This window comes from Gloeomargarita sp. (assembly GCF_053491055.1).
The window spans coordinates 1-21,103 of record NZ_JBRCEP010000100.1 but is presented as its reverse complement, the minus strand read 5'-3'; the positions used below and the strand labels follow the sequence as shown (position 1 = coordinate 21,103).

Here is a 21,103-nt window from a genome sequence, read left to right as displayed (position 1 = left end):
GATGGGGGCAACGGAGGCGTAGGTTTTCGGTAAGAATACTCATAGACCAATGCGTGTGACGACAACCTATGTTCACCTACGTCAAGCCTGCGATTCGGCAATTGGCGCCCGAAAATGTGGAAAACCGTACCGTGATGCGGGTGGTGTATGTGGTATTGGAACCGCAATATCAAAGCACGTTGACGGCAGCGGCGCGGGAAATTAACAGTCAGCCGGGGCGTTTGGCGGTGCAGTTGAGTGGTTATTTGATTGAGGAATTGCGTTCCCCGGAAAACTATCAGCAATTTCAGGCGGATATTGCCCAGGCGGATGTGTTTATTGCGTCGTTGATTTTTGTGGAAGATTTGGCGCAAAAAATTGTTCAGGCGGTGACGCCCTATCGGGAGAAACTGCATGCGATTGTGGTGTTTCCCTCTTTGCCGGAGGTGATGCGGCTCAATAAACTGGGGACCTTTTCGATGGCGCAGTTGGGGCAGTCGAAAAGTGCTATTGCCCAATTTATGCGCAAACGTAAAGAGGCGGCCGGTGCTTCGTTCCAAGAGGGGATGTTGAAACTGTTGCAGACGCTGCCTAAGGTGTTGAAATATCTGCCCTTGGATAAGGCGCAGGATGCCCGCAATTTCATGCTGAGTTTTCAGTATTGGTTGGGTGGGTCCCAGGAGAACATTCGCAATTTTCTGCTGATGTTGGCGGATAAATATCTGCCCCAGGTGCAGGAAAAAATTACCTTTCAAGAGCCGGTGACCTATCCTGATATCGGCATTTGGCATCCCTTGGCCGACCGCATGTTTGAGTCGTTGAGCGCGTATTTGCAGTGGTATGAAAAAAGGGAGGATATTGGGGAAGAATTGCGCGACCCATTGGCGCCGACGGTGGGTTTGGTTTTGCAAAGAACCCATTTGATTACCGGCGATGATGCCCATTACGTGGCAATGGTGCAGGAGTTGGAGTGTTTGGGGGCGCGGGTGATTCCGGTGTTTGCCGGGGGGTTAGATTTTTCCAAGCCCGTGGAAGCTTATTTTTATCACCCCCAATCTCCGCAGAAACCCCTGGTGGATGTGGTGGTGTCGTTGACGGGGTTTGCCTTGGTGGGGGGGCCGGCCCGGCAGGACCATCCCAAGGCGGTGGAGGCGCTGAAAAAACTCAATCGGCCCTACCTGGTGGCCTTGCCGTTGGTGTTTCAAACGACGGAGGAGTGGCAGGCCAGCGATTTGGGGTTGCACCCGATTCAAGTGGCGTTGCAAATTGCCATTCCTGAGTTGGATGGGGCGATTGAACCAATTATTTTGTCGGGGCGGGACGGGGTGACGGGTAAGGCAATTGCCCTGCGCGACCGGGTGGAATTGTTGGCGAAACGGGCGCTGCGGTGGGCAAATTTGCGCCGCAAACCCAAATGTCAGAAAAAAATTGCCATCACCGTCTTTAGTTTCCCGCCGGATAAGGGCAATGTGGGGACGGCGGCCTATTTGGATGTGTTTGGTTCGATTTATCGGGTGCTGGAAGCGCTGAAAAATAACGGCTATCACGTTGAGGATATGCCTGAGAACCCAGAGGCCCTGATGGAAGCTGTATTGCACGACCGGCAGGCGTTGGCAGGCAGTCCCAATTTGCACATTGCCTATAAAATGTCGGTGCCGGAATACGAGCGGTTTACGCCTTACTACGAACGGATTGCCCAACAGTGGGGGCCGGCGCCGGGGCACTTAAATAGCGATGGGCAGCATTTGCTGATTTACGGCAGACATTTCGGCCATGTGTTTATCGGGGTGCAACCCACGTTTGGGTACGAAGGGGACCCGATGCGGTTGTTGTTTTCGCGTTCGGCCAGTCCCCACCACGGTTTTGCCGCCTATTACACCTACCTGAACCACATTTGGCAGGCCGATGCCGTGTTGCACTTTGGGACGCATGGTTCCTTGGAATTTATGCCGGGGAAACAGATGGGTTTGTCGGGAGAATGTTACCCGGATAATTTGATTGGGGAATTGCCGAATTTTTATTACTATGCGGCGAATAATCCTTCGGAGGCAACGATTGCCAAACGGCGGGGGTATGCCACAACCATTAGCTATCTGACGCCTGCGGCGGACCAGGCGGGTTTGTATAAGGGGTTGCGGGAACTTAAAGAGTTGATTGCTTCCTACCAAACCCTCAAGGACACGGGGCGGGGCGGCGCGATTGTCAATAGCATGATCGAGCAATGTCGCTTGGTCAATTTGGACCAGGATGTGCCCTTGCCGCCGGTGGATGGGGAGGCCCTGACGCCGGCGCAACGGGATGAATGGGTGGGCAAGGTGTACCGGCAATTGATGGAGATTGAATCCCGGCTGTTGCCGTTTGGCTTGCATGTGATTGGGCAGCCGCCTTCGGCCCAGGAAGCCATTGCCACGTTGGTCAGCATTGCCCAGGTGGACCGGCCAGAAGAGGGTTTAGAAAGTTTACCCCGGGTCTTAGCGCGCAGTTTGGGGCAGGATTTGGATGAGATTTATCGCCGCAGCAACCAAGGGGATTTGGCGGCGGTGACGTTACTTGAACAATTGCAACAGCACACCCGCACAGCCATCGAAACGCTGGTGGCAACGGTGACGGATCAACAAGGGCGGATTGGGCGCAACTCGCGGTTTAATTTCTTCGGTTTGGGGGCGCAAGAACCCTGGTTTCAGGTATTGAAAACCGACTACCCGCAATTGGAACAGGTACAGTTGCAACCCTTGATGAATTACCTGGCGCAATGTCTGGAATTGCTTGTGGCGGATAACGAGTTGGGGGCGCTGTTGCGGGCGTTGGAAGGGGAATACATTGTGCCTGGCCCCGGCGGTGACCCGGTGCGGACCCCGGAAGTTCTGCCCACCGGGAAAAACATCCATGCCCTCGACCCCCAATCCATTCCCACGGCGGCGGCGGTGGCCCAGGCCCAGGTGGTGGTCAATCGCCTGCTGGACCGCTATCGTCAGGAGTCGGGGGGCGCCTGGCCCGAAAGTATTGCCTGTACCTTGTGGGGCACGGACAATATCAAAACCTACGGGGAATCCCTGGCGCAGATTTTCTGGTTGGTGGGGGTGAAACCTTTGCCGGACGCCCTGGGCCGGATGAATAAATTGCAATTGATTCCCTTGGCGGAATTGGGGCGACCCCGGATTGATGTGGTGGTAAACTGTTCGGGCGTGTTTCGGGATTTGTTCTTAAATCAGATGTATTTGATTGACCAGGCGGTGAAATTGGCGGCGGAAGCAGACGAACCCCTGGAATTGAACTTTGTCCGCAAACATGCTTTGGAACAGGCCCAGGAACTGGGTATTTCGCTGCGGCAGGCGGCCACCCGCGTCTTTTCCAATGCGTCGGGTTCCTATGCGGCCAATGTGAATTTGGCGGTGGAAAACAGCACCTGGGAGCAGGAAAAGGACCTGCAAGACATGTATCTGGCCCGCAAATCCTACGCCTTTGATGCGGATACCCCCGGAACCATGCGCCAAGATACACGCCTGTTCCAAAGCAGTCTGCAACGGGTGGATGTGACGTTGCAAAATCTGGATTCCTCGGAAATTTCCCTGACGGATGTGTCCCACTATTTCGATGCTGACCCGACTAAGGTGGTGGCCGGTTTGCGCCCGGATGGCAAAAAACCCCAAGCCTACATTGCCGATACCACTACGCCGGATGCACGGGTGCGGAGTTTAAGCGAGACGGTACGCCTGGATGCCCGCACCAAACTCCTCAACCCCAAATGGTACGAAGGGTTGTTGCGGCATGGCTACGAAGGGGTGCGGGAAATCGCCAAACGTCTCAACAACACCCTGGGCTGGTCGGCAACGGCAGGAGCGGTGGACAACTGGATTTACGAGGAGGCCAACCAGACCTACATCAACGACGCCCAGATGCGGGAACGGTTGATGAACCTCAACCCCCACTCCTTCCGGCGGATCGTGGGCACGCTTTTGGAGGTGCACGGGCGGGGTTACTGGCAGACCAGCCAGGAGAATATCCAGCGGTTGCAGCAGCTCTACCAAGACATCGAAGACCGGATCGAAGGGGTGTCCTAATTGCACTTCCTGGGAATTGACCTGGGCTGGACATCCGGGGCATCGGGCCTGTGTTGTCTGGCCTGGGAACGCCATACCCTGGTGCTGCGGGATTTGGGGCGACAAGAAACCATCCCTGCCATCCTGGCTTGGGTGGACACCTGGGCCCCCCCCGGCCAACCGGCAGCCGTTGCCGTAGATGCGCCCACCGTCATCACCAATGCGACGGGGATGCGTTTGGCGGATCGGTTGACCCACCAGTACTTTCACCGCTACCACGCAGGCTGCTATCCGGCCAATCTCCGCCGTCCCTTTGCCAGCCGCACGGTGGGGTTTGGGCAGGCGCTGGCACAACGGCACTTCCGGCATGGCACCCACATCACCCCCCGCCAGCCCGACCGTTGGCAGATCGAGGTGTTTCCCCACCCCGCCGTCGTGCATTTATTCGACCTGGAAAAAATTCTCAAGTACAAAAAGGGCAACCTGGCGGCGCGGCGGCAGCAATTGCAGCAACTCCGCACCCTACTGTTGACCCTGGCGACGGCAGAACCGGCCTTGCAGTGCCCCCAGCTCCCGGCCATTCCCGAACAGGCCACCCACCTCAAGGCCGTGGAAGACCAACTGGACGCCCTGGTGTGCGCCTACGTCGGGGCCTACTGGTGGTACTGGGGGGAGGCGAAAAACCAGGTGCTCGGCAACGCCCACGAGGGGTACATCATCGTCCCCCACCGCCGCTTGCGCCCCCTAGGACCTAGCTCGCCAGGTATTCCCGGATATTGACCCGCCGCCGCCGCAGATGTTCCAGCGCCTGCTGCTCCAACTGCCGCACCCGCTCCCGCGACAGATTCAACCGCTTGCCCACCTTGGACAACGACAGTTCCTTCCCATCGTGCAGCCCGAAGCGCAGACTGATGACTTCGCGTTGTTGGGGCGTCAATTCCGCCATCAACCGCTCCAGGTCACCCCGCAGCGCCTCCCGCGTGGTGAAATCCTCCGGCGACAGCCCCCGGTCCTCCAACAGTTCCCCCAGCTCCGTGTCCTGGTTATCGCCGATGCGCAAATCCATCGAAATCGGCTGGCGGGACATCAGCAGGTACTCGCGAATCTGCGCCGGTTCCAGCTCCAGCGCCTGGGCAATTTCCGAGGGTGTCGCCGAACGGCCCAACTGCTGCGACAGCTCCCGCTGCGTTTTTTTGATTTTGTTGAGCTTTTCGGTAATGTGAATCGGGAGACGAATGGTGCGCGCCTGCTGGGCAATCGCCCGCGTAATCGCCTGCCGAATCCACCAGTAGGCATAGGTAGAAAATTTGTAGCCCCGCGTGGGGTCAAACTTTTCCACCCCTCGCTCCAAACCCAACGTGCCTTCCTGGATCAAATCCAACAGTTCCAGATTGCGCTTTTGGTACTTTTTGGCAATCGAGACCACCAGCCGCAAATTGGCCTCGATCATCCGCTGCTTGGCCCGTTGGCCTCGGCGTAGCGCTTCCTCCAGAGCCGCCACCGTCATGCCCGCCCGTTCCGCCCAAACCGCCTTATCCGGGGGCTGACCCGTCTCCGCCGCAATTTTGTCCCGCAGCTCCAACAACTGCATCATCTGCTGCACCTGCTTGCCAAGAATAATCTCCTGCTCATGGGTCAACAGGGGCACCCGCCCAATCTCCTGCAAATAGGTGCGCACCATGTCCGGCGTCATGGCGCCCCGCCGCCCGCCTACGGATTCCGTATCACCCGTAGCCGCCAAAGCAGTGTCCGCCTCAGCCAGAGTTTCCAAATCGTCAGGGATAAAGTCAGTCATCGGTTCCATCATGGGTGGGGGGATATGGTATCATCAAGAGCAAAATTTCGGGTTGCGGCAGACCCCGTAGCCATCACGTCCAATTCAGGTCTCTACCAGCTAGGAAAGCCGCGCTAAGGGGGGATAGCTGCCAACCCTTCGGAAGGGATACAAACGCCACACAGGAATCAGGGTACTCACGCACACTGTCTTTACCTCCATTAACATGATAAACCAAATGTATCCTTATGTAAATTGATACGTGAGACAGGGAATTGGGCAAAAGAGACCCAGGCGGAGGCTCACCCCCTGCTGCTTCCCGTATCTCAACAGCGGGCATTTCCCTCCCCCGGTCACACGACGTCTGCCCCCTGCGCCGGGTTCCCCTAAAGCCCCAAATCCCGCCGTGCTGCCTGGGCACGGGCCAAAATTTTCTCCCGGTCCTGTTGGCTATCCAGGTAGCCCAATTCCCGGTAGAACGTGGCATCGTAGGGGCGGGTCTGCATCACCACCGGCATCGGCACCGCATGGCCCAACACCAACGCCTGTTGCTTGGAATCCAATTTCGCCAGCACCGACCGCAACCCTTGACTGCCGGACACCCCGGTAAAAATCGCGTCAATATCCTTTTCGTCATTCAACAGCGCCGTAATGCGGGTGCCAATTTGGGACATCACCTCGTTGTCAATCCCGGAGGGCCGCTGATCCACCACCAACAGCGTGACAAAATACTTGCGCATTTCCCGGGCGATCGTGCCGAAGATGGTTTGGTGGGCGACTGCCGGATTCAAAAACCGGTGGGCTTCCTCAATCGTAATCACCAATTGGCGGGGGCGGTCGTCGGGGTTTTTGCTTTGCAGAAATTTCTCCGCTTTTTTCACGTAACAACTGTGAATCCGGCGGGTCAGGATATTGGTTGCCAACATATAGGCCAACAGGTTCGACTGGGAGCCAAATTCCACCACCACGTGATACCCCGCATCCAAATCCCGCAGAATTTGGTTGACGTAATTGTTCGCCGAACCCGACCGGATGTAAGTGAGGTTTTCCAGGCGCTGGAGTTTGCGTTGCAAGGCCATGATTGCCGCCGGATTGCCCCGCCGTGTCTGACAAAATTCCTGAATGTCATCATTCGACATTTGCAACAACTGGGCAATCCATTGGTTATTAAATTCCGCCCGCAGGATGTTGGCATTTTCCAAACTCGCTTCCGACAGATTTAACACCTCCCGCAACAGCGCCAAATCCTCCACCTCGATCTGATCCAGGCTAATCCACAGCTCCTGGGCATGGCCCACCCCCCGCCGCCGGGTCGAGGCCGGGTCAAGCGTATAAATCTTTACCCGGTCGGGAAAAAGTTGCTGCAACCCTTTGACGGTGGTCACCTCTTTCCCCTCTTTCATGGCCTCCCAGCCATACTCCGAGTGCATATCAAAAATCAAATTCACCGCCGCCTGCTTGTGGATGATGCCGCAGAGCAACAGGCGCGTCAGAAAGGATTTGCCCGTCCCCGATTTACCAAAAATGCCATTGCTCCGCTCCACAAACCGGTCCAAATCAATACAAATGGGCACATCCATATCCAGCGGACGCCCGATGGCAAAATTGCGTCGGTGCGGGTCATCTTCCCAGCCAAAAACCGAGCGAAAATCCTGCTCCGAAGCATCATAGACCTGGCTGAAATGACTGGGGACCGTTTTCACCGGCAAAAGTTCCATCGGCCGATCCCCATCCCCCGTAACCAGCATCAACATCGGGCTGAGATTCACCGTGGAATAGGTCCCTGTGCCTGCCAACACCTGCGTAAGAAAGTGATTGTGGGGAGAAGGTGGATCAGCCAGAATCCGCGGACTGGCCGTGCCCAAAACCACATCCGTGAGCATACAAAAAAACCGCGCCCGTCGTCCCTGCACTACCAAAAATTTCCCGACCCGCAAATCCTCCACCGACACATCAGGATATAACCGCACTTCTAAACCTTGGGTGAGGGACCCTTGAATGACTAAACCGAGAGGGGAGGGATTGGTCATAAATACGTTCCGAATGGCCAACAAAGTTGATCCTATACTAGTCTGAATAAGCTGCCAGTGGTACACTTGCCCTACCATTTCTGGCTTCATTCCGTGCAAAACAAAAATAATGAGGCCACCCTCCCTGCTTGGGGATAGGGTTTTGCTACAATTAAGCCAACCTAGTCCCTTGGGGAGGGAAACGATGGCCGTACTTGACCGCGTGCCGGATGTGGTGTTCAAAACCCGGGTGCGGGATGAATCCATTGGTGGTGACAATCCCTTTCGCTGGCAAGACCTGACCACCCAAGACATTTTCGCTGGAAAAAAAGTGGTTCTGTTTGCCGTGCCAGGTGCCTTTACGCCTACCTGTTCCAACAGCCATTTGCCCCGCTATGAAGAACGCTATGATGAATTTCGTGCCCTGGGCGTTGATGCGGTCATTTGCCTGGCGGTAAACGATGCGTTTGTGATGTACCAATGGGGTAAACAACAGGGGATTAAAAAAGTGTTTTTGCTGCCCGATGGCTCCGGGGAATTTACCCGGAAAATGGGAATGTTGGTGCGCAAGGATAATCTGGGTTTTGGGATGCGTTCCTGGCGCTATTCCATGTTCGTCAACGACGGGGTGATTGAAAAAATGTTTATTGAACCGCATTTTAGCGATGATTGTCCGATTGACCCTTTGGAAGTTTCGGATGCCGACACGATGTTAAATTATCTGAAATCCCGGCAATCGGCCATGAAAAAATAGGGGTAGCCCCGTGGCAATTCCCCGATCAAAATACTCTTAACATGGGACTCTAAGTGGTGTACCGGCGATGAAACTCACAAGTCAAAACCTGGAGCAACGGCTGGATACCCTTTACGATGCGGTAGTAGCAGGCGGGGGGGCAGCCGGTCTTTCGGCGGCCATTTATCTGGCACGCTATGGGTTGAAATGTCTGGTGATTGAAAAGGGCAAAGGCCGTTCTCTGTGGATGCAAGAGCTGCGGAATTACCTCGGTCTGGACCCGGAAACTCCCGGACGCCAATTGCTCAAACATGGTACGGATACGGCGCTGCGTTGGGGGGCGGATTATCTGCGGGGTTTTGTGGACCAAGTTACGGATCAGGGGGATTATTTATCTGTCCATGTCAAAGTGGGCAAAACCAACCCGACGCTGGCGGTTTTCAAAACTAAATATCTGGTGGCGGCTACGGGCATTATTGACATCTTGCCCCAGTTGGACGATATGCAAAATGTGTATGATTACGCGGGTTATACCCTTCATGTCTGTATGATTTGCGATGGCTTTGATATGTGGGATCAAAAAGCGATTTTGATTGCGGGGAAAGAATCCCAAATCGAAGCTGCATTTGTCCTCAGTTGGTTTACCCCTTACATCACCGTACTAACCCATGGCCTGTTTCCGGTGAGCGATGCGATGAAAAAGCGGCTGCGGGAACATGGTTATCCCCTGATAGAAACGCCCATTGCTCGCTTTTTGGGCGAGAACCACCAACTGCAAGGGGTGGAATTTACCGATGGCAGCCGGATCGAGGCGACGACGGGTTTGATCAATATGGGCGCTATCTATCACAACCATTACCTAAAAGGGATTCCTGAACTCACCTGGGACGGGGAAAACCTGGTGACGGATGAATTTTGCCAGACCACACACCCCCGCATTTTTGCCGTTGGCGACTTGAAAAAAGGGCTGAATCAGGTGGCAGTGGCGGTGGCCGATGGCTGTTTGGCGGCGACCAAAATTTGGCGTCTGATTCGCCGGATGTATCCCCCGCGCAAGTGGACGGAACATCTGGCCCAACCGTTGCCAGCCGGTTAAGGGAGCATGATGGCGTCTGCGGCTTTACAAGAGCACCTGCAACGCCTGCGGGATTGGTTTCGCCCCTGGCCACGGGTGGTGGTAGCCTATTCCGGCGGCGTAGATAGCAGTCTGGTTGCCAAAATTGCCTACGATGTGCTGGGGGCCAATGCCCTGGCGGTTACGGCTGTGTCGCCTGCTTTAGCACCGGAGGATTTGGCGGCGGCGCAGGCCCAAGCGCAGTATATTGGCATTCCGCACCAATTGCTCACAACCCATGAACTAGCCAATCCCAACTATGCGGCCAATCCGGTAAACCGGTGTTATTTCTGCAAAAGCGAACTGCATGACCGGTTGCGGGCGTTGGTAGCGGCCTGGGAGGGGGTGCAAATCGTCGATGGGGTGAACGCAGACGATGAGCGGGACTATCGCCCCGGAATTCAGGCGGCCAGGGAGCGGGGCGTGCGCTCGCCCTTGAGCGAATTAAACATCAATAAATTGACCGTTCGGGAGTTATCGCGTTATCTGGGGCTGCCCTGGTGGGACAAACCGGCGCAACCCTGTCTCAGTTCCCGGTTTCCGGCGGGGGAGGCCATCGATGCGGCCAAACTCCAGCGGGTCGCCCAGGCGGAAGCCTACCTGCGCCAGTTGGGCTGGTCGGTGGTGCGGGTGCGCTCGATTGGGGATACGGCGCGGATTGAAATCCCGGCTGCGCAGATCGTTCCTTTTGTGCAGACGATGGAGATTCCCGCCCTGGTCAACCACTTTCAACGGTTGGGATTTCGGTGGGTGACCTTGGATTTGGAGGGGTTTCGCAGCGGCAAACTGAACCCCGTGCAACCACCCACATCGAGCCAAAATTAAGCAATGCTCGTTTCCCCCGCCAAAAGGTTCTACTTGTCTGAAAAAATGGGTCGCTTTGATGTAAATTAAAATCGCCCGTTGTGATAAAGTAAAAATAGGTATTACATTTTGTTAAATTTGGAAACAATAAGGTCGTTTAATTGTCTCTAGTTCCGTTGTTATCGCAGGTTGCGGGGGGAATGTAATCTCAATCACCTGCAATAAAAGTGGGAATTTTCTAAGATGTATAGTGGGTGATGAGGGAGGGGGTAGAGGGGTAGGTTGACCACGAAGCCTTCACCTGAGGTTAGGGGTGATGGGTGTGTGTATGGGCTTGGTTTTTCCTCCTTCTCGTTCCCTGGTTTGTGTATTTGAGGTGAGCAATGGGTAGCAATTTTTGGTTGCAGCCGTGGCTGCCGGTGAAACGCTGGCTGAATCAGATTGAAATCCGTGACCCGCAACTGGCACATCGTCTGTGTCGTTGGATTCCGGCCCGTTGCCCCTTTGAACGGGAAATTTGGTTTCGGGGGCGGCTGATTGTGCGGATTCCGGCGCTGTGTCATCTGAATCCGGTGTACGAAGAATTGATGCAGTTGCGGTGGCGGGCGTTGTGTTTTCTGGCAGAGCAGTGTGGGGAGGATGTCAGTTGTTATTGCCATTGAGGCCGGGTTGCACGCCCCGTCCCAGGTGGCGACACAACCGCCGTTGGTACACCGCGTTTCTACCCGTTGCTGTACAATTGGGATAAAGTAAAATTCGGGCCGTAAGCTCGCTGAACTGCGGCAGTGTGGTGGGGAGGCGGGCAGTAAGCATGTTACATTTTTGTTATGTTCTAGGGTTTGTAGCCAGGAGCAAGTTTGGTGGTTCGCGAGCAGGTGGTGCTGCATGACACAATCCTTTGATGAAACCCGTGTGTTGCCTGTCGGTGCAAAAGACACTTCCCCCCAACCTATGTCATCGAAAGCGCCTTTTCCGCCGGAAGTGCGGGAGTTGATTGCTGGTTTGAAATTTCATTTCCGCAAGACGTTAACGGAGATGCCCTTGGAGGTGGCCTTGCTGGCGATGCGGGAGGCCTGGAAGGGGTGCAATGGGCAGCAGAATGTTCCCCCACCCCCACCCCTTCGGCGTTAGTTGATGGTGCTGTCTGTCGGCGACGTTGGCAGCGCAAGGGTCGGTGCGGGTGCCGTCCAACGGTCGGGCGATGGGGGAAGCGGCGGCGGTGGCAATGCTGCCCGGATTCCGCCCCGGCAGGTCAAGGGGATACAGTTGCTCTAGAAATTGATTGCCCAAGGAGCGTGTTTGTAAATGCGACGTTATTACCAGGTGGTGATTCACGACCGGCAAAAGAATGCCACCTATCAGGCGCAGGTGCCTGAGGACCAGTATCTCCTACCCAGTTTGGAAGCCCAGGGAATTGCCCTGCCTTTTGCCTGTCGCAACGGCTGTTGTACGACCTGTGGGGTGCGGGTGCTGCGGGGGGAGGTGTACCAGCCGGAGGCGTTGGGGATTTCCGCGGCCCTGCGGGCGCAGGGGTATGCCCTGACCTGTGTGGGTTATGCCCGGTCGGATTTGGAGTTGGCGACCCAGGACGAGGATGAATTGTACGAATTGCAGTTTGGGCGGTATTTTGCGAAAGGACGGGTGCGGGTGGGGTTGCCCCTGGAAGAGGATTAGGGCAGTCGGCGCAAACTGGCGACCCAGGTGTGGAACCAGGTGCCGGGGGTGAGGTGCCGGTAAATCTGCTGGAGGAGGTGATCCGGGCCATCGGCCTGCCAGGTGAGGCCCTGTTGCAGGTAGGTGCGGGCGACCCATTGCAGGCCATAGCTGGTCAGACCGCCCCACAACCCCTGCCCCAGCGCTGTGAGTCCCCCGAATTCGCCCACCTCTCCCAGCCCACCGGCGGTGGCGCTACTGACAACCAGGGCGGCCAGGAGTCGGTTGATGCCGTGGCGCGTAAAGGGCAAATGCAAACGACGGCTGAGAAAGACAAGGGTGGCTAAATCCAGGCCCACTGATAGAAGGCAGGTGAGCCAACCGCTGGGCGCCAAAGCCAGCACAAGGGCCTTGAGCAGCACGGGTGCCCAGGGAATCGGGGTTTGCGCCTGCTGACTGGCCCATTGCTGCTCTCGCTGGACCATCTGCTGCAACTGATTCACCGTGCGAATGGCTGCCTGGTAGGGTTGGAGCGCCTGCCATAGGGTTTGCAAAGGGGTAATGTCGGCAGGTAGGGTCACGGTACGCCAGGCCACCCTCCCATCCGGCCATTCCAGCCGCAGGGGTTGTGGGTGAGGGCACAGACGCACAGCCACTGTCGCAATGATGTTTCCTTGGGGCGGCTCAAGGGTTGGGGGAGCGCCGCCGCGCAGATTGACCACCTTGACCACCGGGCGTCCCCACTGCCGGAGGGTGTGAACCAACGCCGGGGGGGAACCATCCGGCTGCGTGACCACCCAGAACCCCATATCGGCTGCCGCCAGGGCCGTTTGGATCATGGGCGCGGCGGCGTCTTGCCAACCGGGGGTATCGGTCCACAACACCGGCGGTTCCGGGGTGCAAACGCTCACTGGCCAAGGGGTGTTGGGCACTGACCAGGGGGCAAGCAACTGGTTGAGCAGCGTGGATTTGCCGACGCCGGGCGCCCCCACAATCACCACCGTAAAGGGGGCATCCGCCCGGTCACCTTCTCCCAGCCAGGGTTGGTAGCGTCGGGCGTGGGCTTGGCGTTGGGCTTCGATGGCCTGCCAAAAGGAGGCAGGGGGCATGCCACTGCCGGGTTGGGGCGCAGCCGCCATTGTCCTGCAGGGAGAGAAAGCGGTTATCATTCTGGAAAACGGATTGTACCGATTCTTGCGTACCTGCCTCGCACACGGATGGTCTGGCAATGGTTTCTCCTGGCGAGCCTGGCGCTCATAGCCGCTCCGGTGTTGGCCCAAACAGCTCCCCGGCCGGCTTCAGGTTCCACTGGCACCACGCACCAACTCCTGCGGCAAGGGCGGGCATTGGTGAAAAAACGGGATTGGGAAGCGGCGCTGGCTGTGTACCAACAGGTGGCGCAGCAATCCCCGCAAGATGGCACTGTGTTTGCGGCGATAGGTTACATCCACACCCAACAAAACAATTGGCCTGCCGCCTTGGCAGCGTACCAACGGGCCGTTGCCCTTAGCCCCCGCAATGCCGACTTTTGCAACGCCCTGGCCCGGGTGCAGGCCGAACTGGGGGAATACCTTGCCGCCAGCGCCAGTTACCAACAGAGCCTGCGCTTACAACCCCGCCAAGTGACCGCCTACCTGGGCCTGGCCGCCATCCAAGAACGCCTGGGCAACCCCCAAGCCAGCTTGGCCACCCTGGAACGGGGACTGCGGCTCAACCCCCAATCCGTACCTTTGCACGAAGCCCTAGGGCGACTCTGGCTCACCACCAACCAACCGCAGCGCGCCTTGGACATCCTCACCCGGGCCGCGCAACTGGCCCCCCGCAACACCACCATTCAGCGTCTTTTGGCCCTCAGTTGGGCCTTGCAAGGGGACACCCCCCGCGCCCAACAACTCCTGCTCAACGCCCTTGCCCTCAACCCCCAAGACCCAGAAATTTACTTCCAACTGGCCAAACTCCAGGAAACCAGCGGCGACCTAGCCGCCGCCATTTCCACCTACGAACTGGCCGCCCAACTCCAACCCGCCCGCGCCTACACCGCCCTAGGGCAACTCTACATGCAACAGCAGAACTGGGAACAAGCTGCCTGGGCCTACCGACAGGTCATTCAACTGGAACCGGAACTGGCCATCGCCCACCACCAACTGGGGTTAGCCCTGCACCGCCAGCAAAAAAACACCGAAGCCGAAAGCGTCCTCCTGACCGCCCGCAGCCTGTACCAACGCCAGGAAAACCCCACCGGCTTACAGCAGGTCGAACAACTGCTGGCGCAGGTCAGACCCGCCCCCAAAACCAAAATCAAACCCAACAAACCTGGAGAATTGCGCGAACCCTTGCCCTATCATGGGTATTAATTCCCTACCCGAAAGACACTATGGCAAGCCACAACTCAACCCAACGGCAGTTGTCTCCTCGGGCAGTTCTGTCCGAACGGGAGATAGAAATCATCGAACTGGTGGCCGCTGGGCTGAAAAACCAAGAAATTGCCAAGCGGCTGGAAATCAGCAAGCGCACGGTGGACAACCACATCAGCAACATCCTCACCAAAACCGCCACCGAAAACCGCGTGGCCCTGGTGCGCTGGGCCTTGCAGTCGGGCAAGGTCTGCGTGGATGGGGTCAACTGCTGCCTCCTGCCCGAATGAACCAACGCACCGTTTACCAACCGCATTTACCCCTGGGGGTGTACCGGGAACTGAGCGCTCATTGCGCCCTGTTTGGTATCGAAACCCGCCTCCTGCCCCCCCAACACCCCTTTGCCTACGAACACAGCCAAGTGGGGGGCATCACCTGTTTCTGGGAGACCCCCGCCCAGGCCGAACGGCTCCAACAACTCCTCGACTATTACGCCCAGCGCTACCAATGCCCCTGGCAGGAAACGACTGTTTAGCATTGTTACCCAATCTTTGGCTGCGGGCGTCACTTGTTAAACTTGGTAACAGGATGTTTCAGGCCTCCCAACCCTTGTGTTAGCCTGCTAGGGGTTGGTTTGTATGTAATCCATCTGAGTCCTGGCCCATGAATACGACTCCTATGCCCGATATGCAGGTCCAATGGCGCGAAGACCTGCGGGACTACGTTGCCCATTTACAAGTCCACATGGCCTTACAGTTTCGCAATTTGGTGCCCTCGGTCTCATGGCAGAGCCGGGACGCCCGGGAGCAGATGTTAGGGCAAACGCAAGCGGATTTGGAAAAACGGATTTCCCGCCAAATGTTGGGGTAGATGTTGGTCATTGCCCTGGCCAAGGGCGCCTTGCTGGCCGAGAGTGTGGCGCGGCTGTATCAGGTAGGGTTGGATTTTCGCCCCCTGTTGGCAGCCGACAACCGGTTGTTGCAGATGAACGACCCCCACACGGGTACCCAAGCCCTGCTGGTGCGGAATCAGGACGTGCCGGTGTACGTGGCGCGGGGGCAGGCGCACCTGGGGATTGTCGGTTACGATATGCTGCGGGAATCCCAGGCGGAGGTCGCCCAGTTGGCGGATTTGGGGTTTGGCCACTGCCGGATGTCGGTGGCGGTGCGCCAGGATAGCCCCTACACCTGCGCCTTGGATTTGCCTGCCTACAGCCGCGTGGCCACCAAGTTCAGTCATTGCGCCCGGGAGTTTTTCACCGCCTTGGATTTGCCGGTAGAACTGGTGCCCCTGGCCGGTTCGGTAGAACTGGGGCCGATTACCGGCATGGCAGAAGCGATTGTGGATTTGGTGGCCACCGGCCGCACCCTGCGGGACAACGGCCTGGTGGAGCGAGACATCCTCTTCCACAGCACCGCCCGCCTGATTGCCCATCCCCTGAGCTATCGCCTCAACCACCAGGGCGTCCAGGACCTAGCTACCCAACTTGAGCGCATCCAGGTACATCCCACCGACAAACCCGATCTTGAGCAAATTCAACAGGGATAAAAACACCCCCAGCCGCCGCCGACTGTAGACCCACAAGTTAATCAGTTCTGTGGCCGCCAGCAACACCGCCATCGCCGCCAGGTCAAACTGGGCCACTGCCCCCAACGTCGTTGTCACCCCACTGGCTAACAACGTCCCCAAAAAGAAGGCCACCAGATACAGCAGCCAGCGGGAAAAGGGCAATTTTAACCAGGCCTGCGCCCGTTGCCCCAATTGGTCCGCCAGTTGATTAAGCCGGGTTTGTTGCACGACGACTCCGCCACCATGCCAACGTCGTACTGGCAATAAAAATACTGGAATAGGCGCCCGTGACAAACCCCACAATCAAGGCCACCGCAAACCAGCGCAGGGTTTCCCCCCCAAACAGCACAATCGCCACCAAACTCAACACGGTTGTCAGCGTGGTATTAATCGAGCGGGTCAACGTCTGGGAAACCGCCGCATCGACCACCTGCTGGATCGGCCAATCCCGATGCACATTGAGCAACTCCCGCACCCGGTCGTAAATCACCACCGTATCATTCACCGAAAACCCCACAATTGTCAGCAGCGCCACCACAAACAAACTATCCACTTCCACCCCCGCCAGCAGACCCAGCAGGGCAAACACCCCCACCGTCACCAACACATCATGGGCCAGGGCCACAAACGCCAACACCGAATAATCCACCTGAAACCGCACCGCCAAATACAGACCAATGCCCACAAAGGCCACCAGCAGGGCCAACAGCCCCCGCACCAAAATCTGGCGGCCAAACGTCGGGCCAATACTGTCAATCTGGGTTTTGTTGGCATCCACCGCCCCCATCACCTGCGCCAGTTTTGCCTGCACCTGCTCCCGTTCCGCCGGCGACAAAAACCGCGTCCGCAACGATACCCCCTGCTCCCCCACAATCTGCAAACTGCTGTTGCCCAAGCCCAACTCGTCCAACGCCGCCCGCAACGGCGGCAAGGTCAGCGGTTCCGCACAGCCCTGGCGACAATCCCGCTCCAACTGCAACCGCGTCCCCCCCACAAAGTCAATACTGGGACGCAAGGGGAACCCGGTTTGCACCCACAAGATTCCCATCGCCACCCAGCCTGCCAGGATCACCGCCGCCGAAATCCCCCACCACCACCGCCGGTGTTGGGTCACACGCCACGCCATTGTCCTTGCCGGAGTTCCTGCCCCCATTTTAAGGGGAAACGCAGCACCACCGGCCCCCCGAACCCGTCACAAAACTACAAAATTCCTTCTTATTTTGTATAGGATTGCAACAAATTGTACTGAGGCCGGAAGTTCCTTTGATAGGATAACGGATACTGAACTGGGAGGGGTCATGGCTGACAAGGTCAAACATCTCAGCGTCCGCCTCAGTGAAGCTGAAAATCGCGCGCTAGAGTATTATTGCCAGCAAACCAGCCAATCGAAAACGGAAGTGATCCGTGAATTTATTCGTTCTTTGGTGTATCGCCATTCCAATCCTTCTAGCCCAAAATCCACCTAACAGCCCGCCAGAGGAATCCTGGTTGGCGGTGGTCTCGCTGATTGCCAGCCTGGTACAGGGGGTGATTTTTCTTTTAGGGTTTACCTTTTCGGGCTTGGTCGTCCTGATCCAATGGCTGGTGGCGCTGTTCTCGTTGGTTTTTGGGTGGCTTTGGGCGTTGGTGCAAGGGGTAGTGACGGCGCTGGTATTGCCCCTGTTGGCAACCGGCCTAGGCATCTTCATTCCCCTGCTGTTGGTGCTCTTGGTGGTGGTGTTGTTGTGGCGGTAGTTGGGACGGCAATCGGGGGAGGTTGCCGGGACACCACCCCTGGACTTGGTTCGGGGGAATTTCTGGGCATTAATCGCATTAGGTTTGCTATGGAAATTGCAAATAAGATGGTTGAACCTCCATAGGTCAATCATGCTGAAGGTTGAGAATAATCAAGGTATCAAGTTTTTTTGTATCTTCAGTTTTTTAGTGAACCAATCAACTGTAGTTCCTACGTACTTTTGCTGGGCCCTTAGGCCGACCGGTAACTCGTTTGATGGGGATTTGCTATTATGGAGGCAACGTTTCTGATTGGCCAGGGCAGCGCCACCCGCTCCAGGCCAATGGTATATTGCCCATCAAGCATTCATTTCCCAACACGGCCATGAAATTGATAGATGTGCTCCGGCTGATTCATCCCACGCTGGCGGTGGTGGTGGTTTTTCCGTTGCTGGGCATGGTCACCCGTTTGGCATGGCAAACCTGGCAACGCCGTCGGCAAACGGAGGCAGCAGGAAAAAGCGCGATTGCACCGGGGGTCGGAGCAGAACACGCCCGCTTGGGGCGCTGGCTTACGGGGAGTGTGGTGGGGGTCATTTTGGTCGGGGTGATGATTCCCATTGCCCGCCACATTGTGAAAAAAAATATTTGGGCCACGAACCCAACCCAGGTGATTCTCATTGGCTTTTTTCTGGTGGCCACGCTGGCTTCCTTAGCTGCTCTTTACGCGGCGCAAAAAAGGGTATGGCGGGCGGTTTTTGCCACGTTGACGGGGATGGGTTTGGTGGTTTTGGGTGCCCAAGATGGCGTCTGGCGGCGGGGTTTTGAATGGTGGGTTTCCCATTACTATTACGGGATGACGGCGGCTTTATTGATGATTTTTTCCCTGGCAATTTTGCCGGACATTTACCAAGACCGCACCCACACTTGGCGCAAAATTCATACGGTTTTGAATCTGGTGGCTTTGTTGTTATTTATTGGCCAGGGATTTACCGGTAGCCGAGATTTGTTGGAAATTCCCTTGAGTTGGCAGGAACCGGCAATTTACTCCTGTGATTTTACCAATCTCACCTGTCCCCAAGCCAATCCCTAACCGGACATTCCTTTTATCTGCAGTTTCAGCCAATCGAGCAGGTTGGTGCCCCCCAACCACAGGGCCGTCAGAATGGAGACGGTCAGGGTTCCGCCCAACAGCGCTACCAGAGCGCCCCCCAGACAAATCACCCCATCCGCCTCAATCAGTCCAAACCCGATGAGAAACACCCCCATTGCCGGAATGGTGTTGGTGCCAGGGATGGGAATCGCCATAGACAGCCCCATCAGCCCCACCAGCCAGCCCAACAGCCAATGTCCCTGTTTGGTCACCCCCGGCCAGCGGGGACGGGTCAGCCGCTCCAAGCGTCGCAACCAGGGCAGTCCCGCCTGCACCAGTTGGCAAAATTGCCCCCAGGACAGCCGCTGGCGCAAAAACCGTGCCGGTAACCAAGGAATCGTCGCACCGGTTAGCCATTGGGCCGCCACCACCATGATCAACAGACCAAAGGGGGTGGAATAGCCGGGCGCAGGCAACGGCAAGGCGGAAGGAAAGGATAAAAGCGCCAGCACCATGCCCCAGGAACTCTCACCGGTAAATGCGAGAATATCCCGCACCGTCACCGCTGCAGGCGGTTCCGGCTGCGTGATCCAGTCCTGCAATTTTTCCGACAAACGGGGCATACCTGGCCGACCCATACCGATTGCTATTGTAAGGGCAAACCGAACCGCCAACCGGCAGGCGGCATGGCATTTTTTTGCGCAGATGTACTCGCCAATCCTAATTGTTCATAAGCGCCCAGAGTGGCCCCAAAACAAGCAATTGCTAACCCAAGCAAGCATCACAGGCAGGGGTTTATGGCTCTGGAGACCGCATTGCTGCCCAAAGTGGCCGGTACTTCCAGAGCGATTTGCCCCAAATAACCCCGGCGAAAGTCGTGCAATACCATTTGGGCGCTGCGGTTGAGGTCACCGCTGCATTTAGCCGTCGCCAAGGCCGCCAAATATCCCTCCGGCGTGTGGTTTTGCGGGTCAATGCGGTAACGGCGGTACAACCCATCCGGGGGATGCACGGCCACAGCGGGCAACGTCCACAACCGTTCCAGGAAGGCCAAAGCGATGCCGTAGGGGTCATACACCGCCTCACTGATGTCATCGCAGATCGCCAAGTGAATGGCCGCCGTCTGGTCTTCTAAGCGAGGGGGCAAAATGCCAGGGGTATCGAGCAATTCCAAATCCCCTCCGAGGCGCACCCATTGGCATTGCCGGGTCACGCCCGCTTTTGGGGCACTAGGAGCCACCCGTCGCCCCAACAAGCGGTTGATCAAAGCGGATTTGCCCACATTGGGACAGCCGACCACCGCCACCCGCACCGCCCGGGGCAGCATCCCCCGCCGTTGCCGCCGTTGGTTGACCGCCTGCCCCACCTGAGCCAGCACCTGCCGCAGTTGACCCAACCCCTGTCCCTGGCGCGCTTCGAGCAAGATCACCGGACAATCCGCTTGGCGCAGCTCTTGCACCCAGGCCAGACCCACCGGCGCAGGAATTTGATCCCGGCGGTTGAGCACCAGCACTCCCGTCGGCGCCAGCGTCGCCAGCAGGGGGTGGGTACTGCTCCGGGGAATCCGGGCATCCCGCACCTCAATCACCACATCCACCCGCTGCAACTGCACCGTCAGGGCCTTGACCGCCCGCGCCATGTGCCCCGGATACCATTGCAAGGGAGGTGACTGCATCCGTCCTTCAGGCTTTAAAATAGGAATACCGTTGATTTTCATTTGCCGCTCCTGTCTTAAAACTAACTCAATGGCCAGCCTATTGCCGTTCCCAGCCTGCCGCGCATGAGCAACGACCGCATTCGCATTTACGACCTTTCCCGTGACCTGAACTTGGACAACAAATCCGTTCTGGAGTGGTGTGACCGTTTGAACGTCCGTTACAAAACCTGCAGCAGCACGATTAGCGAGGAGGACGCCAACCGGATTCGGCAGGCCGTGCAGAATCAGCAGGCGCTCGGTCGGCCCCTGCCCAAAGGGGAAGCTCGCCCCCAGACCGCCAAGGAATCCCCCGCTAAAGCCAAGGAAAAGGAAAAAGAAGAAAAAACCAAAGAACCCAAAGAATTGCAAATTCGCAGCTACACCTACCGGGAAACGCCCCCAGCGGCCAAGAGTCCAGAAGCGCCCGTGCGGCGGGAACCCCAGCGTCCCCAACCGCCAAGCCGTCCGCAACGCCCAGAATTACGTCCCCAGCGTCCCACCCCCAAACCGGCAGAGCCAGCGGTGCAGCGGCCCACGCCGCCCACCCGGCGTTCCGAAGCGACCCCCGAACC

At 57.3% G+C, this 21,103-nt stretch carries 25 protein-coding genes; 18 read left to right on the top strand and 7 right to left on the bottom strand.

The window, feature by feature from the left end; all coding sequences use genetic code 11:
* Nucleotides 1-68 precede the first annotated feature (68 nt).
* Together ACWISF_RS11190 and ACWISF_RS11185 are read left to right on the top strand one after the other, a co-directional pair.
* Nucleotides 69-4,040 (top strand): magnesium chelatase subunit H, encoded by a 3,972-nt coding sequence (locus ACWISF_RS11190; RefSeq protein WP_448381664.1) that lies wholly within the window; start codon nt 69-71, stop codon nt 4,038-4,040.
* Nucleotides 4,041-4,799, top strand: coding sequence for a DUF429 domain-containing protein (locus tag ACWISF_RS11185; RefSeq protein ID WP_448381663.1), 759 nt, complete (start codon nt 4,041-4,043; stop codon nt 4,797-4,799).
* Here the strand turns inward: ACWISF_RS11185 and ACWISF_RS11180 are convergent.
* Nucleotides 4,771-5,712: an RNA polymerase sigma factor, RpoD/SigA family gene (locus ACWISF_RS11180; RefSeq protein ID WP_448381668.1), complete on the bottom strand. Its 942-nt coding sequence runs from the start codon at nt 5,710-5,712 to the stop codon at nt 4,771-4,773. The genes ACWISF_RS11185 and ACWISF_RS11180 overlap by 29 nt on opposite strands.
* A gap of 467 nt (nt 5,713-6,179) precedes the next feature.
* Complete coding sequence (locus ACWISF_RS11175) at nt 6,180-7,823, bottom strand: helicase HerA domain-containing protein (RefSeq protein ID WP_448381662.1); 1,644 nt, start codon at nt 7,821-7,823, stop codon at nt 6,180-6,182.
* 184 nt (nt 7,824-8,007) lie between these two features.
* Here ACWISF_RS11175 and ACWISF_RS11170 point away from each other — a divergent pair, with 184 nt between their 5' ends.
* The 7 genes from ACWISF_RS11170 to ACWISF_RS11140 all read left to right on the top strand — a co-directional run bounded on the left by ACWISF_RS11170 (nt 8,008) and on the right by ACWISF_RS11140 (nt 12,127).
* A complete protein-coding gene (locus ACWISF_RS11170; RefSeq protein ID WP_448381661.1) occupies nt 8,008-8,556 on the top strand; it encodes a redoxin family protein in 549 nt (182 codons plus the stop codon).
* 67 nt (nt 8,557-8,623) lie between these two features.
* Nucleotides 8,624-9,631: an NAD(P)/FAD-dependent oxidoreductase gene (locus ACWISF_RS11165; protein WP_448381660.1), complete on the top strand. Its 1,008-nt coding sequence runs from the start codon at nt 8,624-8,626 to the stop codon at nt 9,629-9,631.
* 9 nt (nt 9,632-9,640) lie between these two features.
* Nucleotides 9,641-10,474 (top strand): ATP-dependent sacrificial sulfur transferase LarE, encoded by an 834-nt coding sequence (larE, locus tag ACWISF_RS11160; protein ID WP_448381659.1) that lies wholly within the window; start codon nt 9,641-9,643, stop codon nt 10,472-10,474.
* 362 nt (nt 10,475-10,836) lie between these two features.
* Nucleotides 10,837-11,115 carry a Mo-dependent nitrogenase C-terminal domain-containing protein gene (locus ACWISF_RS11155; RefSeq protein WP_448381658.1) on the top strand — a complete coding sequence of 93 codons (279 nt, stop codon included), beginning with the start codon at nt 10,837-10,839 and terminating at the stop codon, nt 11,113-11,115.
* 289 nt (nt 11,116-11,404) lie between these two features.
* Nucleotides 11,405-11,584, top strand: coding sequence for a hypothetical protein (locus tag ACWISF_RS11150; RefSeq protein ID WP_448381657.1), 180 nt, complete (start codon nt 11,405-11,407; stop codon nt 11,582-11,584).
* A 3-nt stretch (nt 11,585-11,587) separates the two neighbouring features.
* On the top strand, nt 11,588-11,728 hold the full coding sequence (locus ACWISF_RS11145; protein WP_448381656.1) for a hypothetical protein: 141 nt from the start codon (nt 11,588-11,590) through the stop codon (nt 11,726-11,728).
* A gap of 30 nt (nt 11,729-11,758) precedes the next feature.
* Complete coding sequence (locus ACWISF_RS11140) at nt 11,759-12,127, top strand: 2Fe-2S iron-sulfur cluster-binding protein (RefSeq protein WP_448381655.1); 369 nt, start codon at nt 11,759-11,761, stop codon at nt 12,125-12,127.
* Here ACWISF_RS11140 and ACWISF_RS11135 read toward each other — a convergent pair.
* Nucleotides 12,124-13,245, bottom strand: a complete 1,122-nt coding sequence (locus tag ACWISF_RS11135; protein WP_448381654.1) for a GTPase — start codon at nt 13,243-13,245, stop codon at nt 12,124-12,126. The two genes, ACWISF_RS11140 and ACWISF_RS11135, sit on opposite strands and share 4 nt — an antisense overlap.
* Nucleotides 13,246-13,323: 78 nt before the next feature.
* Between ACWISF_RS11135 and ACWISF_RS11130 the strand changes: the two genes are divergently transcribed.
* The 5 genes from ACWISF_RS11130 to hisG all read left to right on the top strand — a co-directional run bounded on the left by ACWISF_RS11130 (nt 13,324) and on the right by hisG (nt 16,008).
* On the top strand, nt 13,324-14,460 hold the full coding sequence (locus ACWISF_RS11130) for a tetratricopeptide repeat protein (RefSeq protein WP_448381653.1): 1,137 nt from the start codon (nt 13,324-13,326) through the stop codon (nt 14,458-14,460).
* 20 nt (nt 14,461-14,480) lie between these two features.
* Nucleotides 14,481-14,750: a photosynthetic electron transport-dependent transcriptional regulator PedR gene (pedR, locus tag ACWISF_RS11125; protein WP_448381652.1), complete on the top strand. Its 270-nt coding sequence runs from the start codon at nt 14,481-14,483 to the stop codon at nt 14,748-14,750.
* On the top strand, nt 14,747-14,995 hold the full coding sequence (locus ACWISF_RS11120; protein ID WP_448381651.1) for a hypothetical protein: 249 nt from the start codon (nt 14,747-14,749) through the stop codon (nt 14,993-14,995). Before pedR ends, ACWISF_RS11120 begins: the two co-directional genes overlap by 4 nt.
* Before the next feature lie 128 nt (nt 14,996-15,123).
* The gene (locus tag ACWISF_RS11115; protein WP_448381650.1) at nt 15,124-15,330 is read left to right on the top strand and encodes a hypothetical protein; all 207 of its coding nucleotides are present in this window, start codon (nt 15,124-15,126) and stop codon (nt 15,328-15,330) included.
* Entirely contained in the window at nt 15,331-16,008 is a 678-nt protein-coding gene (gene hisG, locus ACWISF_RS11110; RefSeq protein ID WP_448381649.1) for an ATP phosphoribosyltransferase, read from the top strand.
* On the opposite strand, the gene ACWISF_RS11105 is transcribed toward hisG, so the two are convergent.
* Both ACWISF_RS11105 and secF read right to left on the bottom strand, forming a co-directional pair.
* Nucleotides 15,934-16,257, bottom strand: coding sequence for a DUF565 domain-containing protein (locus tag ACWISF_RS11105; RefSeq protein WP_448381648.1), 324 nt, complete (start codon nt 16,255-16,257; stop codon nt 15,934-15,936). The genes hisG and ACWISF_RS11105 overlap by 75 nt on opposite strands.
* Nucleotides 16,238-17,155 (bottom strand): protein translocase subunit SecF, encoded by a 918-nt coding sequence (gene secF, locus ACWISF_RS11100; protein ID WP_448381647.1) that lies wholly within the window; start codon nt 17,153-17,155, stop codon nt 16,238-16,240. The genes ACWISF_RS11105 and secF overlap by 20 nt, the downstream gene beginning before the upstream one ends.
* A 172-nt stretch (nt 17,156-17,327) precedes the next feature.
* On the opposite strand from secF, the gene ACWISF_RS11095 reads away from it, so the two are divergent.
* The 3 genes from ACWISF_RS11095 (at nt 17,328) to ACWISF_RS11085 (ending at nt 18,835) form a co-directional block, all read left to right on the top strand.
* Nucleotides 17,328-17,495, top strand: a complete 168-nt coding sequence (locus ACWISF_RS11095; protein ID WP_448381646.1) for a CopG family transcriptional regulator — start codon at nt 17,328-17,330, stop codon at nt 17,493-17,495.
* A gap of 22 nt (nt 17,496-17,517) precedes the next feature.
* Nucleotides 17,518-17,763, top strand: coding sequence for a hypothetical protein (locus tag ACWISF_RS11090; protein WP_448381645.1), 246 nt, complete (start codon nt 17,518-17,520; stop codon nt 17,761-17,763).
* A gap of 364 nt (nt 17,764-18,127) precedes the next feature.
* A complete protein-coding gene (locus ACWISF_RS11085; protein ID WP_448381644.1) occupies nt 18,128-18,835 on the top strand; it encodes a DUF4079 domain-containing protein in 708 nt (235 codons plus the stop codon).
* Here the strand turns inward: ACWISF_RS11085 and ACWISF_RS11080 are convergent.
* Together ACWISF_RS11080 and ylqF are read right to left on the bottom strand one after the other, a co-directional pair.
* Nucleotides 18,832-19,473: an exopolysaccharide biosynthesis protein gene (locus ACWISF_RS11080; protein WP_448381643.1), complete on the bottom strand. Its 642-nt coding sequence runs from the start codon at nt 19,471-19,473 to the stop codon at nt 18,832-18,834. The genes ACWISF_RS11085 and ACWISF_RS11080 overlap by 4 nt on opposite strands.
* Before the next feature lie 143 nt (nt 19,474-19,616).
* The gene (gene ylqF / locus ACWISF_RS11075; protein WP_448381642.1) at nt 19,617-20,510 is read right to left on the bottom strand and encodes a ribosome biogenesis GTPase YlqF; all 894 of its coding nucleotides are present in this window, start codon (nt 20,508-20,510) and stop codon (nt 19,617-19,619) included.
* Between the two features lie 105 nt (nt 20,511-20,615).
* On the opposite strand from ylqF, the gene ACWISF_RS11070 reads away from it, so the two are divergent.
* The coding region (locus ACWISF_RS11070) for a translation initiation factor IF-2 N-terminal domain-containing protein (RefSeq protein ID WP_448381641.1) at nt 20,616-21,103 on the top strand (488 nt) is incomplete at its 3' end.